This is a genomic window from Sorangium sp. So ce145, assembly GCF_051525985.1.
GTDB classification, from domain to species: Bacteria; Myxococcota_A; Polyangia; order Polyangiales; family Polyangiaceae; genus Sorangium; species Sorangium cellulosum_B.
On sequence record NZ_CP150315.1, the window covers coordinates 6,006,603 to 6,026,618 of the forward strand.

17 protein-coding genes are annotated in these 20,016 nt (G+C 71.2%); 5 read left to right on the plus strand and 12 right to left on the minus strand.

What is annotated here, in order from left to right:
* Positions 1-2 precede the first annotated feature (2 nt).
* The 4 genes from WMF34_RS21935 to WMF34_RS21950 all read right to left on the minus strand — a co-directional run bounded on the left by WMF34_RS21935 (position 3) and on the right by WMF34_RS21950 (position 4,330).
* Positions 3-320 carry a hypothetical protein gene (locus WMF34_RS21935; RefSeq protein ID WP_437994450.1) on the minus strand — a complete coding sequence of 106 codons (318 nt, stop codon included), beginning with the start codon at positions 318-320 and terminating at the stop codon, positions 3-5.
* Between the two features lie 107 nt (positions 321-427).
* Positions 428-1,699 (minus strand): glycosyltransferase family 4 protein, encoded by a 1,272-nt coding sequence (locus WMF34_RS21940; protein WP_044968912.1) that lies wholly within the window; start codon positions 1,697-1,699, stop codon positions 428-430.
* 281 nt (positions 1,700-1,980) lie between these two features.
* Positions 1,981-3,246: a glycosyltransferase gene (locus WMF34_RS21945; protein WP_012236874.1), complete on the minus strand. Its 1,266-nt coding sequence runs from the start codon at positions 3,244-3,246 to the stop codon at positions 1,981-1,983.
* 301 nt (positions 3,247-3,547) lie between these two features.
* A complete protein-coding gene (locus WMF34_RS21950) occupies positions 3,548-4,330 on the minus strand; it encodes a thiazole synthase (protein ID WP_012236875.1) in 783 nt (260 codons plus the stop codon).
* Positions 4,331-4,566: 236 nt separating this feature from the next.
* Between WMF34_RS21950 and WMF34_RS21955 the strand changes: the two genes are divergently transcribed.
* From WMF34_RS21955 to WMF34_RS21970, 4 genes are all read left to right on the plus strand, one after another.
* A complete protein-coding gene (locus WMF34_RS21955; RefSeq protein WP_437994451.1) occupies positions 4,567-5,151 on the plus strand; it encodes a hypothetical protein in 585 nt (194 codons plus the stop codon).
* Positions 5,138-6,133: a matrixin family metalloprotease gene (locus WMF34_RS21960; RefSeq protein WP_437994452.1), complete on the plus strand. Its 996-nt coding sequence runs from the start codon at positions 5,138-5,140 to the stop codon at positions 6,131-6,133. Before WMF34_RS21955 ends, WMF34_RS21960 begins: the two co-directional genes overlap by 14 nt.
* A gap of 14 nt (positions 6,134-6,147) precedes the next feature.
* The gene (locus WMF34_RS21965) at positions 6,148-7,341 is read left to right on the plus strand and encodes a ribonuclease D (RefSeq protein ID WP_437994453.1); all 1,194 of its coding nucleotides are present in this window, start codon (positions 6,148-6,150) and stop codon (positions 7,339-7,341) included.
* Positions 7,342-7,531: 190 nt separating this feature from the next.
* Complete coding sequence (locus WMF34_RS21970; protein WP_437994454.1) at positions 7,532-9,289, plus strand: mechanosensitive ion channel family protein; 1,758 nt, start codon at positions 7,532-7,534, stop codon at positions 9,287-9,289.
* Here WMF34_RS21970 and bioB read toward each other — a convergent pair.
* The 8 genes from bioB to WMF34_RS22010 all read right to left on the minus strand — a co-directional run bounded on the left by bioB (position 9,231) and on the right by WMF34_RS22010 (position 16,532).
* Positions 9,231-10,280 carry a biotin synthase BioB gene (gene bioB, locus WMF34_RS21975; RefSeq protein WP_044968914.1) on the minus strand — a complete coding sequence of 350 codons (1,050 nt, stop codon included), beginning with the start codon at positions 10,278-10,280 and terminating at the stop codon, positions 9,231-9,233. The two genes, WMF34_RS21970 and bioB, sit on opposite strands and share 59 nt — an antisense overlap.
* A 181-nt stretch (positions 10,281-10,461) precedes the next feature.
* Positions 10,462-11,514 carry a type IV pilus twitching motility protein PilT gene (locus WMF34_RS21980; protein WP_012236881.1) on the minus strand — a complete coding sequence of 351 codons (1,053 nt, stop codon included), beginning with the start codon at positions 11,512-11,514 and terminating at the stop codon, positions 10,462-10,464.
* Positions 11,515-11,625: 111 nt separating this feature from the next.
* Positions 11,626-12,315: a thiamine biosynthesis protein gene (locus WMF34_RS21985; protein ID WP_437994455.1), complete on the minus strand. Its 690-nt coding sequence runs from the start codon at positions 12,313-12,315 to the stop codon at positions 11,626-11,628.
* A complete protein-coding gene (thiC, locus tag WMF34_RS21990) occupies positions 12,312-13,697 on the minus strand; it encodes a phosphomethylpyrimidine synthase ThiC (RefSeq protein WP_437994658.1) in 1,386 nt (461 codons plus the stop codon). The genes WMF34_RS21985 and thiC overlap by 4 nt, the downstream gene beginning before the upstream one ends.
* 157 nt (positions 13,698-13,854) lie before the next feature.
* Positions 13,855-14,301, minus strand: a complete 447-nt coding sequence (locus WMF34_RS21995) for an ExbD/TolR family protein (protein ID WP_437873578.1) — start codon at positions 14,299-14,301, stop codon at positions 13,855-13,857.
* A gap of 5 nt (positions 14,302-14,306) precedes the next feature.
* A complete protein-coding gene (locus WMF34_RS22000; protein WP_012236885.1) occupies positions 14,307-14,723 on the minus strand; it encodes an ExbD/TolR family protein in 417 nt (138 codons plus the stop codon).
* A 111-nt stretch (positions 14,724-14,834) separates the two neighbouring features.
* Entirely contained in the window at positions 14,835-15,551 is a 717-nt protein-coding gene (locus tag WMF34_RS22005) for a MotA/TolQ/ExbB proton channel family protein (RefSeq protein ID WP_437994456.1), read from the minus strand.
* 189 nt (positions 15,552-15,740) lie between these two features.
* The gene (locus WMF34_RS22010; protein ID WP_012236887.1) at positions 15,741-16,532 is read right to left on the minus strand and encodes an energy transducer TonB; all 792 of its coding nucleotides are present in this window, start codon (positions 16,530-16,532) and stop codon (positions 15,741-15,743) included.
* Between the two features lie 266 nt (positions 16,533-16,798).
* Here WMF34_RS22010 and WMF34_RS22015 point away from each other — a divergent pair, with 266 nt between their 5' ends.
* Complete coding sequence (locus WMF34_RS22015; protein WP_437994457.1) at positions 16,799-19,993, plus strand: TonB-dependent receptor; 3,195 nt, start codon at positions 16,799-16,801, stop codon at positions 19,991-19,993.
* The last annotated feature ends 23 nt before the right edge of the window (positions 19,994-20,016 follow it).

Sequence of the window (20,016 nt, forward strand, 5' to 3'; positions counted from 1 at the left end):
CGTCATCGCGCTCCGTCGCCCGGGGGGCGCTCCGCCGGGGCGCCCGCCTCGCCGAGCGCGTCGAGATCCTGCCGGGCCATCCGGGCGAACCGGCTGGCAGGGTACCGCTCGACCAGGAAGTGCAAGGTGTCGACCTGGGCGCGGCGATCGCCGCTCGCCTTGAAGCGCTCGGCCAGCGCATACAGGGCCTCGCTCGGGTCCTCGTACACGCGACGATCCGGGTCGACCTCGCTCGCGCACTGGTAAGGCGCCTGTGCGACGGCGGCGAAGATCGCGATCGAGCCGAAGGCCGCGCGGAAGCCGGTGAACACGAGCGGCATTCGCCGATGAACGAGCGCGAGCGTCAAGAGGACGCCGCGGCCCCGGCGACGCCGCTCCTCCGGCCGAGCCGCGCAGGCCCCGCTCGGCCGGGCGGCCGGCGGCGGGGCTAGTTCAGGGAGGCGCCCGCCCGGGCGGCGCCGTTCTCGAGCCCGCCCTTCGAGGCCGGTGCGCCGAAGGGCGCGTCGCCCGCGTCCTTATCGCCGGTGATCGACAGGGGCTCGCCGCGGGCGCGCAGGAGCGACTCGTGGAGGGCGCGCGCGCTGTCGTCCCAGTCGCGCCTGCCGGCGAGCTCCGCGATCCGCGCCGGATCGTAGTCGGCCCGGGCGGCGCGGAGCAGCGCCTCCATCAGCGCGCCCTGGTTCCCCGGCGGGATGAGCTCGCCGAGCTCGGCGCTGCGCAGGACGTCGGGGATGCCCCCCACGCTCGTCGCGACCACGCGGCGCCCCGAGGCGAGCGCCTCGAGCAGGACGTTGGGCGTGCCCTCGTGCTTGCTCGGGAGGGCGAGGGCGTCGCACGCGCCGAGCCACAGCGACACCTGATCGTGCGGCAAGTAGCCGGTCACCGTCAGCCGGCCGCCCAGACGGGCGGCGGCGGCCCTGCACGCCTGCTCCTCGGCGCCGCTGCCCACGAGCGCCAGCTCGATGTCCGGGTGGACCGGCGCGAGCCGCTCGAACGCCTCGATCAGATCGAGCACGCCCTTGTCGCGGCTCAGGTGGCCGACGAAGACGATCAGCCGCGAGCTCGGCGACTTGCCGAGCGCGGCGCGCGCCTCGGCGCGGTTGCGAGGCTGGAACGTCTTCACGTCGACGCCGTTCATGACGATGTCGATGCGATCGCGCGGCACGCCGAGCGCCGCGACCCCGTCCGCGAGCTTGCGGCTGACCGTGACCACCCGGGCGGCGCGCGTGAGCCCCCAGCCGAGCGGCCGCCGCATCCTCCGGTCGCGCGGGATCACGTCGATGTCCGAGCCGTGCGTCTTGATCACGGCCGGCACCCCGAGCAATCGCCCCAGACAGACCGCGGCAAAGCCGTCCGGGTAGGCGAAGGCCCCGACGATGACGTCGGGCAACGGACCGCGCCCGATGAGCTCCGGGAGCATCGACGCCGCATACAGCGGGCCGTTCAGGGCGGGCACGATCCTCGGCACGTACAGGTACCGCGGGTGCCTGACCGGCAGCCCGTCGATGACCTCCTCGCGCGGCGCGCTGGCGCCGATAGGCCACTTCGAGAGGCGCTCTATCCCGGGGAACCACGGGATCGTGGCGAGCACCCGGACGTCGCAGTAGCGCGACAGCGCGGCGAACTGCCGCCGATTGTACGGCGCCTCGTCCGGGTGAACCGCGTTCGGAAAGATCTTCGTGATCAGCAAAACGCGCATTCGCCGCAAGAGCTCCTCCTCTCCGAGCGAGCCGGGCCGGCGAGCGCCTCGAAAGAGGACGTCGCTCGCGCTCGGTCTCATATTCGGTCTATCCAGTCTATCCAGTCTCGCCAGTCTCGCTCAGTCTCGTCAATCCCGCCAATCTACGCTCAGTCTCGCTCAGCCTAGCTCAGCGTCCCATTTTGCCTCGCTCAGCATCGTTCGTTGTCCCATTTTGCCTCGCTCAGCATCGTATTCGCCCTGGTCAGGTTCGATTCAGTCTCACCTGGTATCGAATGTCGTTACACGTCCAGACCGACCCGATGACCAACCCGTCCGTTGCCGTCGTCCCGTCCAGCGGCCGGCCCGGAGGCCCCCGCGGGGGTCGACCACGCGCGCTCCCGGGACGGGGCGTCGCCCCCGCGCCGCCTGGCGATGAGCTCGTCGAACAGGCGCACGTGCGCGTCGACCATCGCTTCCAGGCTGAACTGCTCGGTGAACTTCGCGGGGCCGCGCGCGCGCGCTCGCTCGCGGAGCTCCCCGTCGCGGGCGACCCGCGAGAGGTGCTCGACCAGCGCGCCAGGGTCCTTCGACGGGACGAGGAACCCGTCGACGCCGTGCTCGACGATCTCGGGGACGCCGCCGACGCGGCTCGCCACGATCGGCTTGCCGAGCGCGAGCGCCTCGAGCAGCGCGAGCGGCAGCCCCTCCCAGAGCGACGGGAGCACGTAGGTGTCGAACGCGGAGACGAGCTCCGGCACGTCCGAGCGATACCCGGGGAAGATCACCCGGTCGCCGAGCCCCGCGTCCCTGGCTCGCTGCTCCAGCTCCGGCCGGAGCGGGCCGTCGCCGGCGATGACGAAGCGCGCCTCCGGCGCGCGCCGCAGCACCTCGGGCGCCGCCTCGAGGAGGTAACGGAGCCCCTTCTGCTCGATGTGCACCACGGCGCACCCGAACACGAACTCCCGCTCGCCGATGCCGAGCTCCGCGCGGACGCGCGCGCCCGCGCCGCTCTCGCGGGCGCGGGCGAAGCGCGTCCCGTCGATGCCGTTGTGGATGACGCGGACCGGCGCGCGGACCTTCACGTCGTCGACAAGGATGCGCCTGAGGTCGTGCGACACGGCGACCATCTCGTCGGCGAGGTAAGCGTAGTAGCCGAACTTGCGCCGATCGAAGCCCTTCGCCCGGTTGATCTGGTTGTGCTCCGAGTAGACGATCAGCGGCCGATTCCGGAGCAGGCGCGCCGCGAAGCCAGCGAAGATGAGCGGAGCACGGTTGTGGACGTGGACGATATCGACCGAGCGCTGGTGAAAGAAGCGCCGGATCCAGAGCAGCGCCTCTGGATCACTCTTGAGGCCCGGCAGCACCGGCCGGAGGTCCTTCGTGATCACGAGGCACTTCGAGCGGGGGAGCTTGACCTCCGAGAACAGCCGTCCCTCTCCGTCGAGGCAGATCAGCGAGAGGTCGAAGCCGTGATCGCCGAGGCGATCGAGGAGGCTCAGCACCACCTTCTCGAGCCCGCCGACCTCGAGGTTGTTCACGACCATGCAGACGTTGGGCTTGCTCATATTCTCCTGAGCGGACCGTCAGGTCGCCGCGGTCGTCGTCGGAGCGCCGTGACGCGCCACGACAGCGTGTCGACCGTGCGATGAGCGTTCCGTGTCATTTTGGCTCAGGTAGGTGAGCGTATCATGACATGCGGGTGCTGTTCGCTTGACTTGGCGGCGCCGCAGCAGCGCCGTGCTGGACGTCGGAGTTGCTCGTTCATCATCCCTCATCGCGCCCGCGAGCGCCTCCCGCATCGGTGGAATATGCCGGGAACGCGAGCGCGCGGAGATCGAGGTGCGGGGCCACACCCGCAGCGCCGCGCTACAGCGCGGCGATCTTGCCCTGCTCCGGCGATGACGCCGTCGCATAGAGCTTCTTCGGCATCCGCCCCGCGAGATACGCCATCCGACCGGCCCTCACCGCGTCCTTCATCGCCTGCGCCATCAAGATCGGGTCCCGCGCGCCCGCGATGGCCGTGTTCATCAATACCCCATCACACCCGAGCTCCATCGCCACCGCGGCGTCGCTCGCAGTCCCGACTCCCGCGTCCACGATCACCGGCACCTTCGCTGTCTCTCGGATGATCATCAGGTTGTACGGGTTGCGGATGCCGAGCCCGCTGCCGATCGGCGCCGCCAGGGGCATCACGGCCGCGCACCCGATGTCTTCCAGCTTACGACAGACGATCGGGTCATCCATGCAGTAGGGCAGCACCGTGAAGCCCTCCTTCACCAGGATCCGCGCCGCCTCGAGCGTCGCCTCGTTGTCCGGGAACAGCGTCCGTTCGTCGCCGATGACTTCGAGCTTCACGAGATCGGACAGGCCGAGCTCGCGCGCGAGCCGGCAGGTGCGGACCGCGTCCTCGACGGTATAGCAACCGGCCGTGTTCGGCAGGATCGTGACGCGTCCCTGCTGGAGCAGCGACATCATCGACCCCTCGCCCCGCTCCTTCAGATTGACGCGGCGGAGCGCCACCGTGACGACCTCCGCGCCGGACGCTTCGAGCGCGCGACGGGTCTCATCCAGGTCCTTGTACTTGCCCGTCCCCACGAAGAGGCGGGAAGTGAACGTGTATCTGCCGATCGTCAACGCGTCGCTCGTCATCGCAGGCTCCTCGGTCTCGACCCAGACGATCTGCTAGTCGGACCGGGACACAGGGTCCAGCGCGTCGACGAAAACCGGCGCTTCCGGCGCGCCTCGCTCGGCAGCATGGTATCTTTGCGCCCATGTCTCCCAGAGCTCTTGGCATAGCCCTCCTCGTCGCGTTGCCTCCAGCCCTCACGCTCACGCCCCTCCCGACAGCGGACAGCCATGCGCAGGCCGGCCAGGAACGCGCCGGGGTGAGCCGCGGCGCGCTGCTGTCCGGTCCGCGCGCGGCGCAGGCGGCCGTGGCCATTCAGCTCTCGCTGGACGAGCTCGTCGCCGCGGCCTCGTACGTCGTGGTCGCGACCGCGATCGAGCAGCGCAGCCAGTGGGAAGAGCTCGGCGGGGCCAGGAGGATCGTCACCTACACCCGCCTGTCGATCGACCGGACCGTGGCCGGACAGCCCGACGGCGAGGTCTGGGTCAGGACGCTCGGGGGCGTGGTCGGGGACGTCGGACAGCACGTGTCGGGCGACGCGCAGCTCGCGATCGGCGCGCAGGCGATGGTCTTCGTCTCGAAGGTGGGCTCGGCCCTGGTCGTCTCCGGGATGGCCCAGGGCCACTACCCCGTCGTCGACGGCGAGGACAAGCCGACGGTCGCAGGCGGGGCCGGCGCGCGGCGCATCGCCGTGCGGCGGCTGGCCGCGAGCCCCGACAGCGGGACCGTCCTGCCGCGGCCGGGCCCCGCGATCTCGGCCCGCGAGCAGCTCATCGGCGCGGCGCTCGACGCGGCGATCGACGCGGTGAACCAGGCATGGAAGGCGAAGCATGCGCAGAAGTGATCTCGCGCCGTGCCCCGCCGGCGCGCGCCGCCCCGCGCGCGCCCACGCCATCGCCGCGGTCTGCAGCGCGCTCGTCGCCGCGGCGCTCGCCTACCCCGGGGACGCCCTGGCCTTCTGCCGCACGAGCGTCTGTCCGCCGGAGAAGACCGCGTCGGGGAAGGCGGAGACCGCGGCGGTCTGCACGCCGCCGCAGGGCAACGACTGCGGCACCCCGCTCGCCTGGCCTTCGCCGTGCGTGAGCTACTCCCTCCAGGAGGACGCCTCCGCCCAGGTGTCGCTCCGGGAGGCGGAGGCGATCTTCGAGCAGGCGTTCGCCGCGTGGACAGAGGCCGACTGCGGCGGCGGGCAGACCCCGCGCATGGAGGTCACCTACCTGGGCCCGGTCGCGTGCGACGCGCACGAGTACAACAAGCGCAAGGCGAACGCGAACATCATCATGTTCCGGGACGACGGGTGGCCGTACCTCGACAGCGGGAACACCCTCGCGCTCACGACCGTCACCTACCACCTCAAGACCGGCGAGATCTACGACGCGGACATGGAGGTCAACTCGTTCGACGTGGTGCTCTCGCAAGGCGACGACAGCGGCTCGTTCGACCTCCTGAGCATCGCCACCCACGAGGCCGGCCATTTTCTCGGGCTCTCGCACTCGAGCGATCCCAGCGCGACCATGGTCGCGGGCTACCGGCCGGGGCTCCGCGACCTCTCCCAGGACGACCGCGACGGGATCTGCGCGGTGTACCCGCCCGGGGCGCCGATCAAGGGCTGCGACCCCACGCCGCGCCACGGCTTCTCTGCCCTGTGCGCCGCGGATCAGCCCGAGGTGAAGGAGTCGGGCGGCTGCGCCGCGGCCCCGCGCGGCAACGCTGGCCAGGGCGGGCGCGGCGGAGGGCTCGTCCTCGCCGCGCTCGCGCTGGTCGGCGTGGCCGCGCGGGCGCGGCGCGGCGCGGCCCCGCGGGCGGGCCGGGAGGAGGCCTGCTGAGCCAGAGCCCTCCCGTGCTGGTCGAGCGCGAAGGCGAGCTCGCCCGGCTGATCGAGCGCGCCGGCCGCGCCGACGCGCTCGCGGTCGACGTGGAGGCCAACGGGCTGTTCGTGTACCGCCCGCGGCTCTGCACCGTCCAGCTCGCCTTTCGCGAGGGGGACGGCATCGCGGTCGGGATCGTCGACGCGCTCCGCGTGCCTGTCGCGCCGCTCGCGCGGCTCCTCGGGGCCGCCGGTCCGCCCAAGGTGCTGCACGATCTCACCTTCGACGCGCGCATGCTCGCCGAGGCGGGCGCGCCGCTCGGTGGCGCGCACGACACCTCGGTCGCCGCGCGCATGCTGGGGTGCGCGGCGACGGGGCTCGGCGCGCTGCTCCTCTCGGAGCTCGACGTGAAGGTCGACAAGCAGCTCCAGCAGCACGACTGGGGGCGCAGGCCGATCGAGGACGCCGAGCTGCGCTACCTGGCCGACGACGTGCGCCACCTGCTCCCGCTCCGCGCGCGGCTCGCGGAGCGCAGCCGCGCCCTCGGGATCGACGAGGAGATCGAGGAGGAGTGCGCCTACAAGCTCGCGACCGCCCTCGGGCCGCCGCGCGATCCGCGGCCCGCGTACGCGCGCATCAAGGGGGCCCAGGCGCTCGATCCGCAGGGCCGGGCGATCCTGCGGCGGCTCGTGGCGGCGCGCGAGGCCGCCGCCGAGGGGGCCGACGTGCCCTCTTTCAAGATCGTCGCCAGCGACGTGCTGCTCGAGCTCGCGCAGCGGAGGCCTGCCAGCGCAGACGACGTGCGCGCCGTCCGCGGGGCCGCGGCGGGCCGCGCGGCCGGGTGCGTCGCGGCGTGGCTCCGTGCGGTCGAGCAGGGGCGCAGCGACGGCGACGTGCCCGAGGACGAGCGCGCCCTCTTCCAGCAAGCCCGCCCGCCCAGGAAGGAGCTCGCCGCGCGGCGCGCGGTGGAGACCCGGATCGCGGCGTGGCGCAGGGCCGAGGCGAAGGCGCGGAAGGTGGACGAGCAGGTCGTGCTGCCCGGTCACTGCGCGCAGGATCTCGCGGAGATCGCGCTGGCGGAGGGCCACGCCGGGGACGAGGCGATCGCCGCGGCGATCGCGCGCATCCCGGGGCTCGGCGCGGGACGGCTCGCGCGTTACGGCCGCGCGCTCGCGGCGCTCGTGGCCGCGGCGCAGCCGGGCGAGCCGCCTGCCGCCGCGAGGTAGCGCCACGCGTCGGCCGCACGTCGGTTGCGCGTCGGCCGCGCGTCGGTTGCGCGTCGGTTCAGCAGATCGGTTCCGCGCGTCCGCGATCCCCTGCGAGATCTCCGACACGTGGAGCCCGCTGCGAGCGAGCGCACGTGGCGCGCGGGCCGCCCGGTCGACAGAGCCGCCGGGCGATGGAATAGCAGGGCCCATGCCCTCGACCGATCACCCCAAGGCGCCGAGGCGGCTCCGCCTCTGGCCGCCGGCGATGTGGCTCCGCGCCCCGCTCGCCTTCGCGCTCGTGTTCGGGTGCGCCCTCCTGGGAGCGAGCGCCGGAGAGCTGTCCGCTCCGCCGCCCCCGCCGTCGCCGCCGCCCGCGGCGAACGCCGAGGTCGGCCCGGAGCCGGAGCCGACCCCGGTCGCGCCCGACTCGCCTCGAGCCTCCATGCGCAGCTTCGTCGAGCTGTGCCGCGCGGGCGACTACGCCGAGGCCGCGCGCTACCTGGACGTGCCGCCGAGGGCGAACGGCGCGGCGCTCGCGCAGAAGCTCAAGGCGGTGCTCGATCGGCACCTCTGGCTGGAAGTGGAGACGCTCTCGCCGCAACCGCAGGGGGACACGCAGGACAACCTCGGGGCCGGCGTGGAGCAGCTCGGCAAGATCCCGACGCGGACGGGGTCCCAGCCGGTGCGCCTCGTGCGGCGCACGACGCCCGACGGCGTGCGCTGGATCTTCTCGCGCGCCACGGTGGAGCGCGTCGACGAGTGGTACGCGCGGCTCGAAGATCGCTGGCTTCGCGATCACCTGCCGCCGGCGCTCCTGCGCCCCGGCCCGCGCGAGCTGCTCTGGTGGCAGTGGCTCGCGCTGCCGGTCCTCGCGCTGGCCGGCTGGCTCGTCGGCGCTGTGCTGAGCTACCTCGTCCGCGCCCTGCTCCGCCGCGTCATCGCGCGGACGGAGTCCACGCTCGAGGACGTGCTCCTCGGGGGGGCGCGCGGTCCGTTCACGTTCGCGGCGGCGCTCCTCGTGATCACGGTCGCGCTCCCGTGGCTCGGGCTCTACCTGCCGGCCGAGGAGTTCCTCGACAAGGTGCTGCGCGCCGGCGTCTTCGTCGCCGTGTTCTGGTTCGCCCTGCGCACGATCGACGCCGTCGGCGGCCGCCTGCTCGCCGCCCCCGCGACGCGCGACAACCCCGCGGCGCGCTCGCTCGTGCCGCTCATGGGGCGGATCGCGAAGGTCTCGATCGTGATCATCGGCGTGATCGCCGTGCTCTCGGAGCTCGGCTACCCGGTGGCGAGCCTCATCGCCGGCCTCGGCATCGGCGGCGTCGCGCTGGCCCTCGCCGCCCAGAAGACGGTGGAGAACCTCTTCGGCTCGGTCGCGATCGGCATCGACCGGCCGTTCCAGGTCGGCGACTTCGTGAAGGTGGACGCGCTCCTCGGGACGGTCGAGAGCATCGGGCTCCGCTCTACCCGGATCCGCACGCTCGATCGGACCGTCGTCACGATCCCGAACGGCAAGCTGGCCGATCTCCAGATCGAGTCGTACACGGCGCGCGACAGGATACGCCTCGCCTGCGTGCTGGGGATCGAGCGCGACACGTCGCCCGAGCAGCTCCGCGCCATCGTGGAAGAGTGCGAGCGGGCGCTGCGGGAGCACCCGAAGATCTGGCCCGATGACGTCGTCGTGCGCTTCATCGGCGTCGGGCCCTCGTCGCTCGACGTCGAGGTGATGGCCTGGTTCCAGACGACCGACTTCGGTGAGTTCCGGGAGCTCCGGCAGGCGATGCTGATCACCTTCCTGCAGATCATCGACATGGCCGGATCGAGGCTCGCGTACCCGACGCAGACGCTGCACGTCGCGCCGCGCGGAGGGGATCAGCCGCAGCCGGAAGCGGCCGCGGCGGGCGGCTCGGCTAACGGGCGGCGCGCGCCGCGGCGGGCGCCATCGGCTGAAGCCCCGCCTTCTCGATGAGCGCGCGGTCCTCGTCCTGGCCGGGGTTCGGCGTGGTGAGCAGCCTGTCTCCGTAGAAGATCGAGTTCGCCCCCGCGTACATGCAGAGCAGCTGCGTCTCGCGCGAGAGCTCCGTCCGCCCCGCGGACAGGCGCACCATCGCGCGCGGCATCATGACCCGCGCGACAGCGATCATCCTGACGAACTCGATCGGATCGACCGGGGGGAGGCTCTCGAGGGGCGTCCCGGGCGAGCGCACGAGGGCGTTGATCGGCACGCTCTCCGGGTGGGGGTCGAGGCGCGCGAGCTCGACGAGCATCTCGCAGCGGTCGGCGATCGACTCGCCCATGCCGATGATGCCGCCCGAGCAGACGGTGATGCCCGCCCGCCGGACGTTGCGCAGGGTGACGAGCCGCTCGTCGTACGTGCGCGTCGAGATGATGGATTTGTAGGCCTTCCGCGAGGTGTCGAGGTTGTGGTTGTAGGCGTCGAGGCCGGCCTCCTTCAGGCGGCGCGCCTGGTCGTCGGTGAGCATGCCGAGCGTGCAGCACGCCTCGAGGCCGAGGGCCTTCACGCCGCGCACCATGTCGAGGACGCGCTCGAAGGCGGGGCCGTCCTTCACCTCGCGCCACGCGGCGCCCATGCAGAACCGCGTCGAGCCGCCCTCGCGGGCGCGCTCCGCGGCGGCGAGGACCGCGCCGACGTCGAGCATGCGCTCCGGCCCGACCTCGGTCTCGTAGTGGCTCGACTGCGGGCAGTAGGCGCAGTCCTCGGGGCAGCCGCCCGTCTTGACGCTGAGCAGGGTGCAGAGCTGGACCTCGTGCTCGCCGTGGAACGCGCGGTGGACCGCGCGGGCGCGGTCGATCAGCTCGAAGAGCGGCAGGTCGTGCAGGGCCACCGCCTGCTGGACGGTCCAGTCGTGGCGGGGCGCGCCCGCCGGCGGTGCGTGCCCGGCCGGGCCGCTGCATCCATTGCTGTGCTCCGCCGCCTCTCGTTCGATCCCTTCGAGCATGGGCTCGCTCATAGCCGGGCTTGAGGCGCCGCCGCAAGCAAGGCGCGATCGAGCGTGAAATGAGCCGCCAAGGCGCCAAGGGCGCCAAGAACAGAAAATTTCCTGGCGTCTTGGCGCGCTTGGCGTGCTTGGCGGTTCGAATTTCTGCTCTTTTCCGGCGGTCTTGACCCGATTGCCGCCTCTAGAGCGCCGTTACCGCCTTCGCCGTCTCCTTGGCGATAGCCCCCTGGGCGACGAGCTGCCTGAGGTGCGCGTCGAAGGTCTGCATGCCGTACGGCGTGACCCCCTTCTCCATCAGCTCGCGCAGCGACGGGCTCCCCTCCGGCCGGCGGATCGCCTCGCGCACCGCGGCCGTCCCGACGAGCACCTCGGCGGCGAGGACCTCCCCCGCGCCGTCGCGGCGAGGGAGCAGGCGCTGCGCGACGACGCCCTGGAGACAGTCGGCCAGCCGCTCGCGCACCTCGCTCGGGCTCTTGCCGAGCGCGATCAGCCGCGCGAGCGCGCGCGTGACGTCCGCCGAGCTGACCGCCGCGAGCACGAGGTGCCCGGTCTCCGCGGCGTGGAGCGCGAGATCCAGCGACTCGCCGTCGCGGAGCGCGCTGATGAGCACGACGTCCGGGTCCTGCCGCAGCGCGGAGCGCAGCGCGGTCGGGAAATCCGCGGTGTCGACGCCGATCTCGCGCTGGCTCACGCTGGAGCGGTTGTCCTCGTGCACGTGCTCGATCGGATCCTCCAGGGTCACGATGTGGCGCGGCACGGTCGCGTTGATGTGCCCGACGAACGCGGCGAGGGTCGTGCTCTTGCCGCTGCCGGCCGTGCCCGCGACGAGGACGAGGCCGTGATCGTGCTCCACCATCGCCCGGACCGCCGAGGGCACGCCCAGCTCCTCGAACGTCGGGATCTTGAGCGGGATGCTCCGCAGGATGATCGCGAGCGAGCCCCGCTGGCGATAGATGTTGACGCGAAACCGGCCGAGGCCCGGGACGACGTACGCGGCGTCGAGCTCCTGGAGCGTGGCGAGCAGCTCGCGCGAGGGGCGCCCGGCGAGCAGCACCCGCGCTGCGGCCTCGCTGTCCTCGGGCCGGATCCTGTCGACGCGGAAGTAGACCATGTCGCCGCGCACCCGCGCGCCCGGCGGCTGACCGACCTTGAGGTGGATGTCGCTGGCGTGGGCGGCAAGCGCCTTGCCGAGGAGCTGATGGAGGAAGGCCTCGGAGGTGTACGGCGTCGTCACGGGGGGCAAGGTACCAAATTGGAACCCGACCGGCCCAAAGCGCGGCTGCACGAACCGAAAGCCCACACCGCCGCGCGGGACGGCCGCGCGCCCGCCCCGCCGCGCGGGACGTCAGGGACGCGGCGCCGCCGGGCCCCCCGCGGCGCCCGCGACGGAGCCCTCGGGATCCAGATCTGCCGGAATACGGAGAGGATCGACGAGCCCCCGCTCGGCGAGCGCGCGCGCCGCCGAGATGGCGAGCGCGCGCTGGTCCGAGGGGAGGTCGCGCCGGCCCGCCAGCTCGACCAGGGCCGCGGCCGCGCCGCGCGCCCCGTCCGGGTCGAGCGGCTCGCGCGGGCGCGGTGGCCGCCCGGCGATCCCGAGGAGCGCCTCGAGCAGGGGCGGGAGCGACGGCCCGGACGCCGCGCGGGCGCGCTCGGCGAGCGGCCCGAGCGCCAGGTCGGCGTCATCGGCGTACGGCAGCGCGCGCAGGGCCGTGAGCGCGATGTCGCCGCCGTCGTCGAGCGCGGCGAGGAGGCCGGAGGCGCCCTCGGCCTCGGCCAGCCGGGCGCAGTCCAGCGGGTCGTCCCCCGCGGCGAGGCGCCAGCGCGGATCGGTGAGGCGAGGGCTCGGCGGGCGCGGCGCCAGGGAGGGCGAGGCAGCGGCCGAGGCGGGCGACGCAGCGTCGCGGGGGGCGCTCCCCTGCTCGCGGCGACAGCCGAGAGGCGCGAGCAGGACGAGCGCGACGAGGGCGAGGCGCGCCGCGACAGGCCCCCTCCGCCGCGCGCGGCGGACGCCCTCGCGGCCCCTCCCCTGCTTCACGGCTGATCGAGGATCGAGAGCGACCGCTTCGCGGGCGCGTTCTCGGGCTCTTGCCGCGCGTTGTACTCGTCGACCACCCGGTTGATGTGCATCGAGCAGAACTTCGGCCCGCACATCGAGCAGAACTCCGAGGTCTTGAAGTACTCCTGCGGGAGCGTCTCGTCGTGCATCGCCTGGGCCGTCTCCGGATCGAGCGAGAGCGCGAACTGCTGCTTCCAGTCGAAGGCGTAGCGGGCGCGGCTCAGCGCGTCGTCGCGATCCCGCGCGCCCGGGCGCTTTCGCGCCACGTCCGCGGCGTGGGCCGCGATCTTGTAGGCGATGAGGCCCTGCTTGACGTCCTCGGGGTTCGGCAGGCCGAGGTGCTCCTTCGGCGTCACGTAGCAGAGCATCGCGGCGCCCGCGAAGCCGGCCATCGTGGCGCCGATGCAGCTCGTGATGTGGTCATAGCCAGGAGCGAAGTCGGTGACGAGCGGGCCGAGCACGTAGAACGGCGCCTCGTGACAGAGCTCCATCTCCTTCTGCACGTTCATCGCGATCTGATCGAACGGCACGTGCCCGGGGCCCTCGATCATCACCTGCACGTCCTTCTCCCAGGCGCGCTTCGTGAGCTCGCCGAGCGTCTTCAGCTCGGCGAACTGGGCCGCGTCGCTGGCGTCGTGGAGGCAGCCGGGGCGGAGGCCGTCGCCCGCCGAGATCGTGACGTCGTACTTGGCGCAGACCTCGAGCACCTTGTCCCAGTGGGTGTAGAACGGGTTCTGCTGGTGGTGCTCGATCATCCACTGCGCCATGATCGAGCCGCCGCGCGAGACGATGCCCGTGATCCGGCCCTTCACGAGCGGCAGGTGCTCGAGCAGCACGCCCGCGTGGATCGTGAAGTAATCGACCCCCTGCTTCGCCTGGTGCTCGAGCATGTCGATGAGGTCCGCGGCCGTCATCTTCGCGGTGCCCTTGCACGCCTCGAGCGCCTGGTAGATCGGCACCGTCCCGATCGGCACGGGGGAGTCCGCGATGATCGCGCGGCGGATGCCGTCGATGTCGCCCCCGGTCGACAGGTCCATCACGGTGTCTGCGCCGTACTTGATGGCGTAGCGCAGCTTCTCGAGCTCGCCGCTCACGTCGCTCGTGGTCTGGCTGTTGCCGATGTTCGCGTTCACCTTGCAGAGCGACGCGATGCCGATGCACATCGGCTCGAGGTTCAGGTGGTTCTTGTTTGCGGGGATGATCATCCGGCCGCGCGCGACCTCGCTGCGGATGAGCTCGGGCGCGAGCTTCTCACGGCGGGCGACGTACGCCATCTCCTCCGTGACGACGCCCTTCCTCGCGAAGTGCATCTGGCTCTGGTTCGGGCTCCCGGCGCGCTTGCTCACCCATTCGGACCGCAACATCGACGACCTCGCTTTCGAGGTGGGCGGTTTAGGTCGCGACCGCGCGCGACGCAAGCGCCGCGTCGCGCCTGGCCGCCCGACCTCGAGGCGGCGAGAGAGCGCGCCTCTACCAGCGCTCGCCCAGCGCTCGCCGCTGGCCACGCGCGCGCCGCTGTCAGGGCGGCGGCGCTTCGGGGAGCTCGGTCATCATGCCGAGCGTCTGGGCGCCGGCGGCCTTCGCGCCGTCGAGCACCTCCACGACGGTGCCGTAGACGGCGCCGTCGTCGGCGACGACGAAGACGATCCTGTCCTGAGGCCTGCTGTAGCGCTCGATCAGCGGCCTGAGCGTGCCCACGAGCTCGGCGCGCTCGACCCGCTCGTCGTTCACCCGCAGCTCACCTTGCGCGCTCACCCGGACGACGAGCTGGTCGGGCGGCGGCGGGGTGTCCTGCTTGACCTGCTCGGTGTCCGGCACGCGCACGCCGATGTCCTTCTCGAGCAGCGGCGTCACGACCATGAAGATGATGAGCAGCACCAGCACGACGTCGACGAGCGGCGTCACGTTGATGTCGGAGTTCAGGGGCACCGCCGGCTTGATGACGAACTTCCTCTTCGCGCTCATCGCCGCTATTTCCCCTTCAGCTCCTCGACCGCCAGCGAGACGCTCTTCGCGCCCGACTTGCGCGCCGTCTCCATCACCCTGCGGACGTCGCCGAACGAGAGGCGCTGGTCCCCCTTGACCAGCACCCTGCGCCCCGGCTGCGCCGCGAGCTCGCGCGAGAGCCGCTCGGCGAGCCCGGCGTCATCGTATCTGTCGTTCTCGACCCACACCGTCTTCTCCAGCGTCACGGAGAGGATCAGCGGGTCCACCTCCTTCTTCTCCTCGTCCACCTCCGCGGCCTGCGGCAGCTTCACGTCCTTGCCGCGCTGGAGCATCGGCGTGACGACCATGAAGATGATGAGCAGGACGAGGACGACGTCGACGAGCGGCGTGACGTTGATCTCGCTCTTGGGGCCCCTCTGCGGGCCGACACCCATCCCCATCGGAACGCTCGCTTCCCTGCTGGGCGCGTCACCGCCCGCCGCGCCGCGGGCGCGAGGCGCCGGGCGCCGCGCTCCGCGGAGAGGCACGCGGGGTGTCGCGCGGGTCCCCTGTCAAGCAGCCTCTTCGGCGGCCGGCGCGAGGCGCCCGTCGAGCCGCTTCGCCACGACGTCGAGGAGCTCGTTCGACGACTCCGAGATGTCGATCGCCCGGGCTTCGACCCAACCCTGGAGATAATTGTAGCCCATGACGGCCGGGATCGCGACGATCAGCCCGAAGGCGGTCGTGATGAGCGCCTCCGCGATACCCGCCGAGACGGTGCCGAGGCCGCCGGAGCCAGAGGCCGCCATCTGCTGGAACGCCGTCACGATGCCCATGACCGTCCCGAGCAGCCCGACGAACGGCGCCGTGGATCCGACCGTGGCGAGCAGGCCATAACCTCGCTTCAGGCTGAGCACCTCGCGCTGCGCCTGCCGCTCGAGCGCCCGCGAGACCGACTCGAACACGCCGTCGCGCTCGTGCCCCTGCGCCGGCAGCCGCGAGGGCGCGCTCGAGGCATAAGCGGCGAGCCCAGCGCCGATGACGCGCCCGAGATAGCCGCTCTCGCCGCCCGGCCTGGCGGCGGTCCAGGCCCCCTCGAGCTCGCCTCGAGCGAGCATCGGCCCGACCCGCGCCGCGAACGCGCGGGAGGCGGCGCGCGACAGGAACGACACGACGAGGCGCTCGCCCAGGACGATCAGCGACGCAACGGACATGATGGCCAGCGCGAAGACAATCAGCTTCGCGAAGAGCCCCATGTGGCCCCACAGCTCGATCAACGTGAATTGCATCGTCTCGCGCCTCCCGGCGCCCCATGTCGCGTGATGGTTTTGGTGCTGCTGGAGCAACACCTCAGGTGCTGCTGGAGCAGCACCTCTGTGGATGCCGAGCGGACTCGGCAGCACCGCAGCGCGGACCTGCCCGTACCCTTCTCTACTACATACTCGAGCGGTTCAATAACACCCCTGCGCGCCCGGACGTCAAGGGAGCTTGAGCCGGATGTGGAACACGTAGTCCACCGAGACCGGGCGCCCCTGATACATGACGGGGGTGTAGCGATGCGTCGCGAGCGCATCGAGGATCGCCCGATCCATGTGAGGAAGCGACTTGGCCATCCGGCAGCCGGTCAACGAGCCGTCCAGCTTGATGATGCACTTGACAATCGCGAGCCCCTCGACGCGCGCGGCGAGCGCCTCTCGCGTGTACTGCGGGTCGCGCCCCGCGATCCTCGAAGGCCGGGTCATTCCGGCGCCGAACGCCAGCACCACGTTCTGCGGCGGCGCCGTGCTGCCCACCTGGCCGCCGACCTTGCCGCCCAGCTGACCGCCCATCTGCCCGCCGACCTCGCCGCCGACGGTGCCCCCCTGAACGCCGCCCTGGACTCCCCCCTCGACGCCGCCCGGCTGCTCCGGCGCATCCTCCTTGACCGGCTCCGGCTTTGGCTCTGGCTCACGCGCCTTGGCCTTGGGCTTCTCCGGCATGTCGTAGATGGTGTCAGGCGTCTTGACGGGCTTCGGCTGCTCGATGCGCTCCACCTTCGGCGGGCGCTTCGCGCCGCCGCCCGGAGGCGGAGGAGGCGGTGGAGGAGGAGGAGGCGGCGGCGGCGGGGCGAAAAATGTGACCTCGACGTCCTTCGGCGTCTCGGCTCGAGGGCGCGTCGCCTGCCAGAGGATGGCCCCCGCGACCGCCACGTGGGCGACGATGGAGAGCGCTGTCCCCGTCCCTAGCCGCCCCTGGGTGGCGGTAGCGCGACCGAGTACCGAGTCGAACATGAGGGGTCGTAACTCCTAGGACTCGAGCCGATCGAGGTAGAGAAGCCGCGACGTATGGAAGCGTGCGGCGCCTACCCGGAGTGTACAAGCGCGCGAGTCCTACAAAAAAGTCTATTGTCTGGCGCGATTCCTGTCTAGGGTAAGGAAGGACTCGAGGGGCATACATTTCTGGAGGGAATTCCGTGAAGTTTCTCGAAAAGAGGCTGGAACACGGAGGGCGCTCACGTGCGCCGTTGGGGCCGTGGGCGGCGCTGCTGCTGTTCGCGATGACTTTGTTGACCGCGTACCCTGCGTTCGCGCAGACGGGCAGCGGCGTGCTCCTCGGGCGGGTAGTCGACGCGTCGAACAGGGCGCCGGCCGCCGATGTGGTCGTGACGGCGACATCGCCAGCGCTGCAAGGGGAGCAGCTGGTCGTCACGGACGGCACTGGCCAGTACCGTATCCCGAACCTGCCGCCGGGCGACTACACACTGCGCTTCGAAAAGGACACGTTCAAGCCGTACGCGCGCGGCGGGATCGCGGTCCGCGCCGCGACGACCATCCGCGTCAACGTCGAGCTGCTCCCGGAGGCGCTCAAGGCGGCGGAGATCGTCGTTGTCGGCCGCGCGCCGACGGTCGACGTCGGCTCGAGCAGCGTGAGCCAGAGCATCACCCAGGACTTCACCCGGCGCATCGCCGTCTCGCCCCCCACGGGGAAGGGCGCCACGACCCGCTCCTTCGAGTCGGTCGCCGCGACCACGCCCGGGGCGCAGGCCGACAACTTCGGCACGTCCATCGCCGGCACCTCCTCCCCCGAGAACCAGTACGTGATCGACGGTCTGTCGGTGAACGACCCGGCCTACGGGATCATCGGCACGCCGCTCACCATGGAGTTCATCAAGGAGGTCAACGTGGTGGCCGGCGGGTACATGCCCGAGTTCGGCCGCGCGACCGGGGGTGTCCTCGATGTCGTCACGAAGAGCGGCGGCAACGCCTTCCAGGGCTCGGTCTTCTTCAACATCGCGCCCGGCATCTTCGAGGGCGCGCCCAAGGCGGTCCGTCGCCAGGGCGAGACCATCCAGACGGACGAGACCCTGTCGTCGATCCGCGACTACGGGTTCGAGGTCGGCGGCCCCATCCTGAAGGACAAGCTCTGGTTCTACGCGGGCGCCGATCTCGCGTTCAAGAGCAGCTCGTTGGAGCGCAACCTGTTCGCCACGCGCTACGACCCCATCACGTTCGAGCCGGTGACGGATCCCAGGACCGGGCTCAACGTCGTCGACCGGCTGCCGGGGACGCAGCGCTTCTACCGCGCCGAGGAGCAGACGCTGCAGTACCTCGGGAAGCTGACCTACCAGATCGATCCGGACCACAGCGTCGCGCTCTCGGTCTACGGCTCGCCCTCCACCTCGGGCGGCAAGGGCACGTTCGGGTTCGACCCGCAGCGGGGCGTGACCGAGCTCTCCAACATCACCGGCGAGTATGGCGCGACGGCGCACGAGTACGTGGCGTCGTCCACCGACGTCGCGCTGAAGTGGTCGTCTGCGTTCAAGAACAAGACCCTGCTCCTCGACGCGACGCTCGGCTGGCACGGCCAGCGGAGCGCGCGGCTGCCCCCGGACGGCTCGGAGCTCGGGACGCGCGAGGGCCTGGCGGGCGTGCCCCTCATGGTCTGGCAGCGGTACGACCCGACCCCGTACTCGATCTACGATTTCGAGAAGCTCTCGCCCGAGGCCCGGGCCATGTGCCAGCCGCTGACGACGCAGACCGGCGAGATCGCCGCGGTGCCCTGCGCGGTGCGCCAGTACTGGCAAGGCGGCCCCGACTTCATCGATGACGCCTCGCTCAACCGCTTCCAGCTGAAGGCGATGGTGACGAGCATCTTCGAGGGGCTCGGGCACCACGTGGTCAAGGCCGGCATCGACGGCGAGATCACGACGTACAAGCACATCAAGGCGTACGCGGGCGGCACCACCTACGTGGAGGAGGGGGGCGGGGACATGTCCCACGACGAGCGACAGTTCGGCTTCCTGACCGGTCCGGACGGCCTGACGACCGGCCCCGGCGCCAGGGACTATGTGATCCAGGACAAGCTCACGGTGTCGTCGCTCGGGGCGACGATCGGCGCCTTCGCGCAGGACAGCTGGAGCATCCTCGACCGGGTGACGTTGAACATCGGCCTGCGCTACGACGCGCAGTACCTGTACGCGAGCGACGGCACGCTCGGGCTGGCGCTCGCGAACCAGTGGTCTCCGCGCGTGGGCGTCGTCTACGACATCACGCAGGAGGGCCGGTCGAAGGTGTTCGCGAACTACGCGCGGTATTACGAGAGCGTCCCCCTCGACATCATGGATCGCACGTTCGGCGACGAGCGGTACATCCGCTCCTCCCACCGCGGGGGCGCCAGCGGCTGTAACCCTGGAGACCCCGAGGACGCGACGGGTTATGGCGAAGGCCAGTGCCGGAACGACGACAGCCGGGTTCCATACGACGAGGCCTTCGGCGCCTCAGGGGCCTTCAACCACGACCCGAACAGGAACTGGTTCACGTTCGGCGGCGGCAAGGCCCCGGTGGATCCGGATCTCGAGCCGCAGTCGTCCGACGAGATCGTGATCGGCGGCGAGTACGAGGTCATCCCGAACGGGCGTGTCGGCGCGCTGTACACGAAGCGCTGGATGAACAACGTCATCGAGGACATGAGCCGGGACGAGGCGAACACCTACTTCATCGGCAACCCCGGGAAGGGGATCGCCAAGGACTTCGCGGAGGCGAGGCGCGATTACGACGCGCTGACCCTCTATTTCAACAAGACCTTCTCCGACCTGTGGCTCGCCCAGGTGAGCTATACGCTGTCGTACCTGCGAGGCAACTATCCGGGCCTCTTCAAGCCCGAGACCGACCAGCTCGATCCGAACATGAACACGGAGTTCGATCTGGCGTCGCTCCTCGTCAACCGCGATGGGGCCCTGCCCGGCGACAACACGCACGAGATCAAGGTCTACGGCGCGAAGGCGATCGAGCTCCCGAAGGGCATGGTCCTCGACCTCGGCCTCACGTACAGGTCCCGCTCGGGCGCCCCCATCGGCGCCTGGGGAGCGCACTACCTGTATGGCACCGACGAGGCGTTCATCCTGCCTCGAGGCGAAGGCGGCCGCCTCCCCTGGATCCACAACATCGACGGTCACATCGGCTATTCGGTCAAGCTCGCGAAGGACAGCGAGCTCACCGTCACCATGGATGTCTTCAACATCTTCAACTTCCAGGAGACCGTCCAGGTGGACGAGCGCTACACGAGCGAGTACGTCGACCCCTGCGTCGGTGGAACGAAGGAAGATCTGAACCCGAGCAGCGGCCCGACGTGCGTGAAGAACCACAACACCGGCGAGCCGCTCGATCCCAAGGCCGTGAACCCGAACTACGGTGAGCCGACGCAGTTCCAGACACCGCGGCAGTTCCGGTTCGGCGCGCGGGTGACGTTCTAGGCGCGTCGCGCGCGGGAAAGGAT

Excerpts from the sequence above, each read along its gene's own strand:
- WMF34_RS21935 (WP_437994450.1), bottom strand. The coding sequence starts at position 320 with ATGCCGCTCGTGTTCACCGGCTTCCGCGCGGCCTTCGGCTCGATCGCG.
- WMF34_RS21940 (WP_044968912.1), bottom strand. The coding sequence starts at position 1,699 with ATGCGCGTTTTGCTGATCACGAAGATCTTTCCGAACGCGGTTCACCCG.
- WMF34_RS21945 (WP_012236874.1), bottom strand. The coding sequence starts at position 3,246 with ATGAGCAAGCCCAACGTCTGCATGGTCGTGAACAACCTCGAGGTCGGC.
- WMF34_RS21950 (WP_012236875.1), bottom strand. The coding sequence starts at position 4,330 with ATGACGAGCGACGCGTTGACGATCGGCAGATACACGTTCACTTCCCGC.
- WMF34_RS21960 (WP_437994452.1), top strand. The coding sequence starts at position 5,138 with ATGCGCAGAAGTGATCTCGCGCCGTGCCCCGCCGGCGCGCGCCGCCCC.
- WMF34_RS21970 (WP_437994454.1), top strand. The coding sequence starts at position 7,532 with ATGCCCTCGACCGATCACCCCAAGGCGCCGAGGCGGCTCCGCCTCTGG.
- bioB (WP_044968914.1), bottom strand. The coding sequence starts at position 10,280 with ATGCTCGAAGGGATCGAACGAGAGGCGGCGGAGCACAGCAATGGATGC.
- WMF34_RS21995 (WP_437873578.1), bottom strand. The coding sequence starts at position 14,301 with ATGAGCGCGAAGAGGAAGTTCGTCATCAAGCCGGCGGTGCCCCTGAAC.
- WMF34_RS22000 (WP_012236885.1), bottom strand. The coding sequence starts at position 14,723 with ATGGGGATGGGTGTCGGCCCGCAGAGGGGCCCCAAGAGCGAGATCAAC.
- WMF34_RS22005 (WP_437994456.1), bottom strand. The coding sequence starts at position 15,551 with ATGCAATTCACGTTGATCGAGCTGTGGGGCCACATGGGGCTCTTCGCG.
- WMF34_RS22010 (WP_012236887.1), bottom strand. The coding sequence starts at position 16,532 with ATGTTCGACTCGGTACTCGGTCGCGCTACCGCCACCCAGGGGCGGCTA.
- WMF34_RS22015 (WP_437994457.1), top strand. The coding sequence starts at position 16,799 with ATGACTTTGTTGACCGCGTACCCTGCGTTCGCGCAGACGGGCAGCGGC.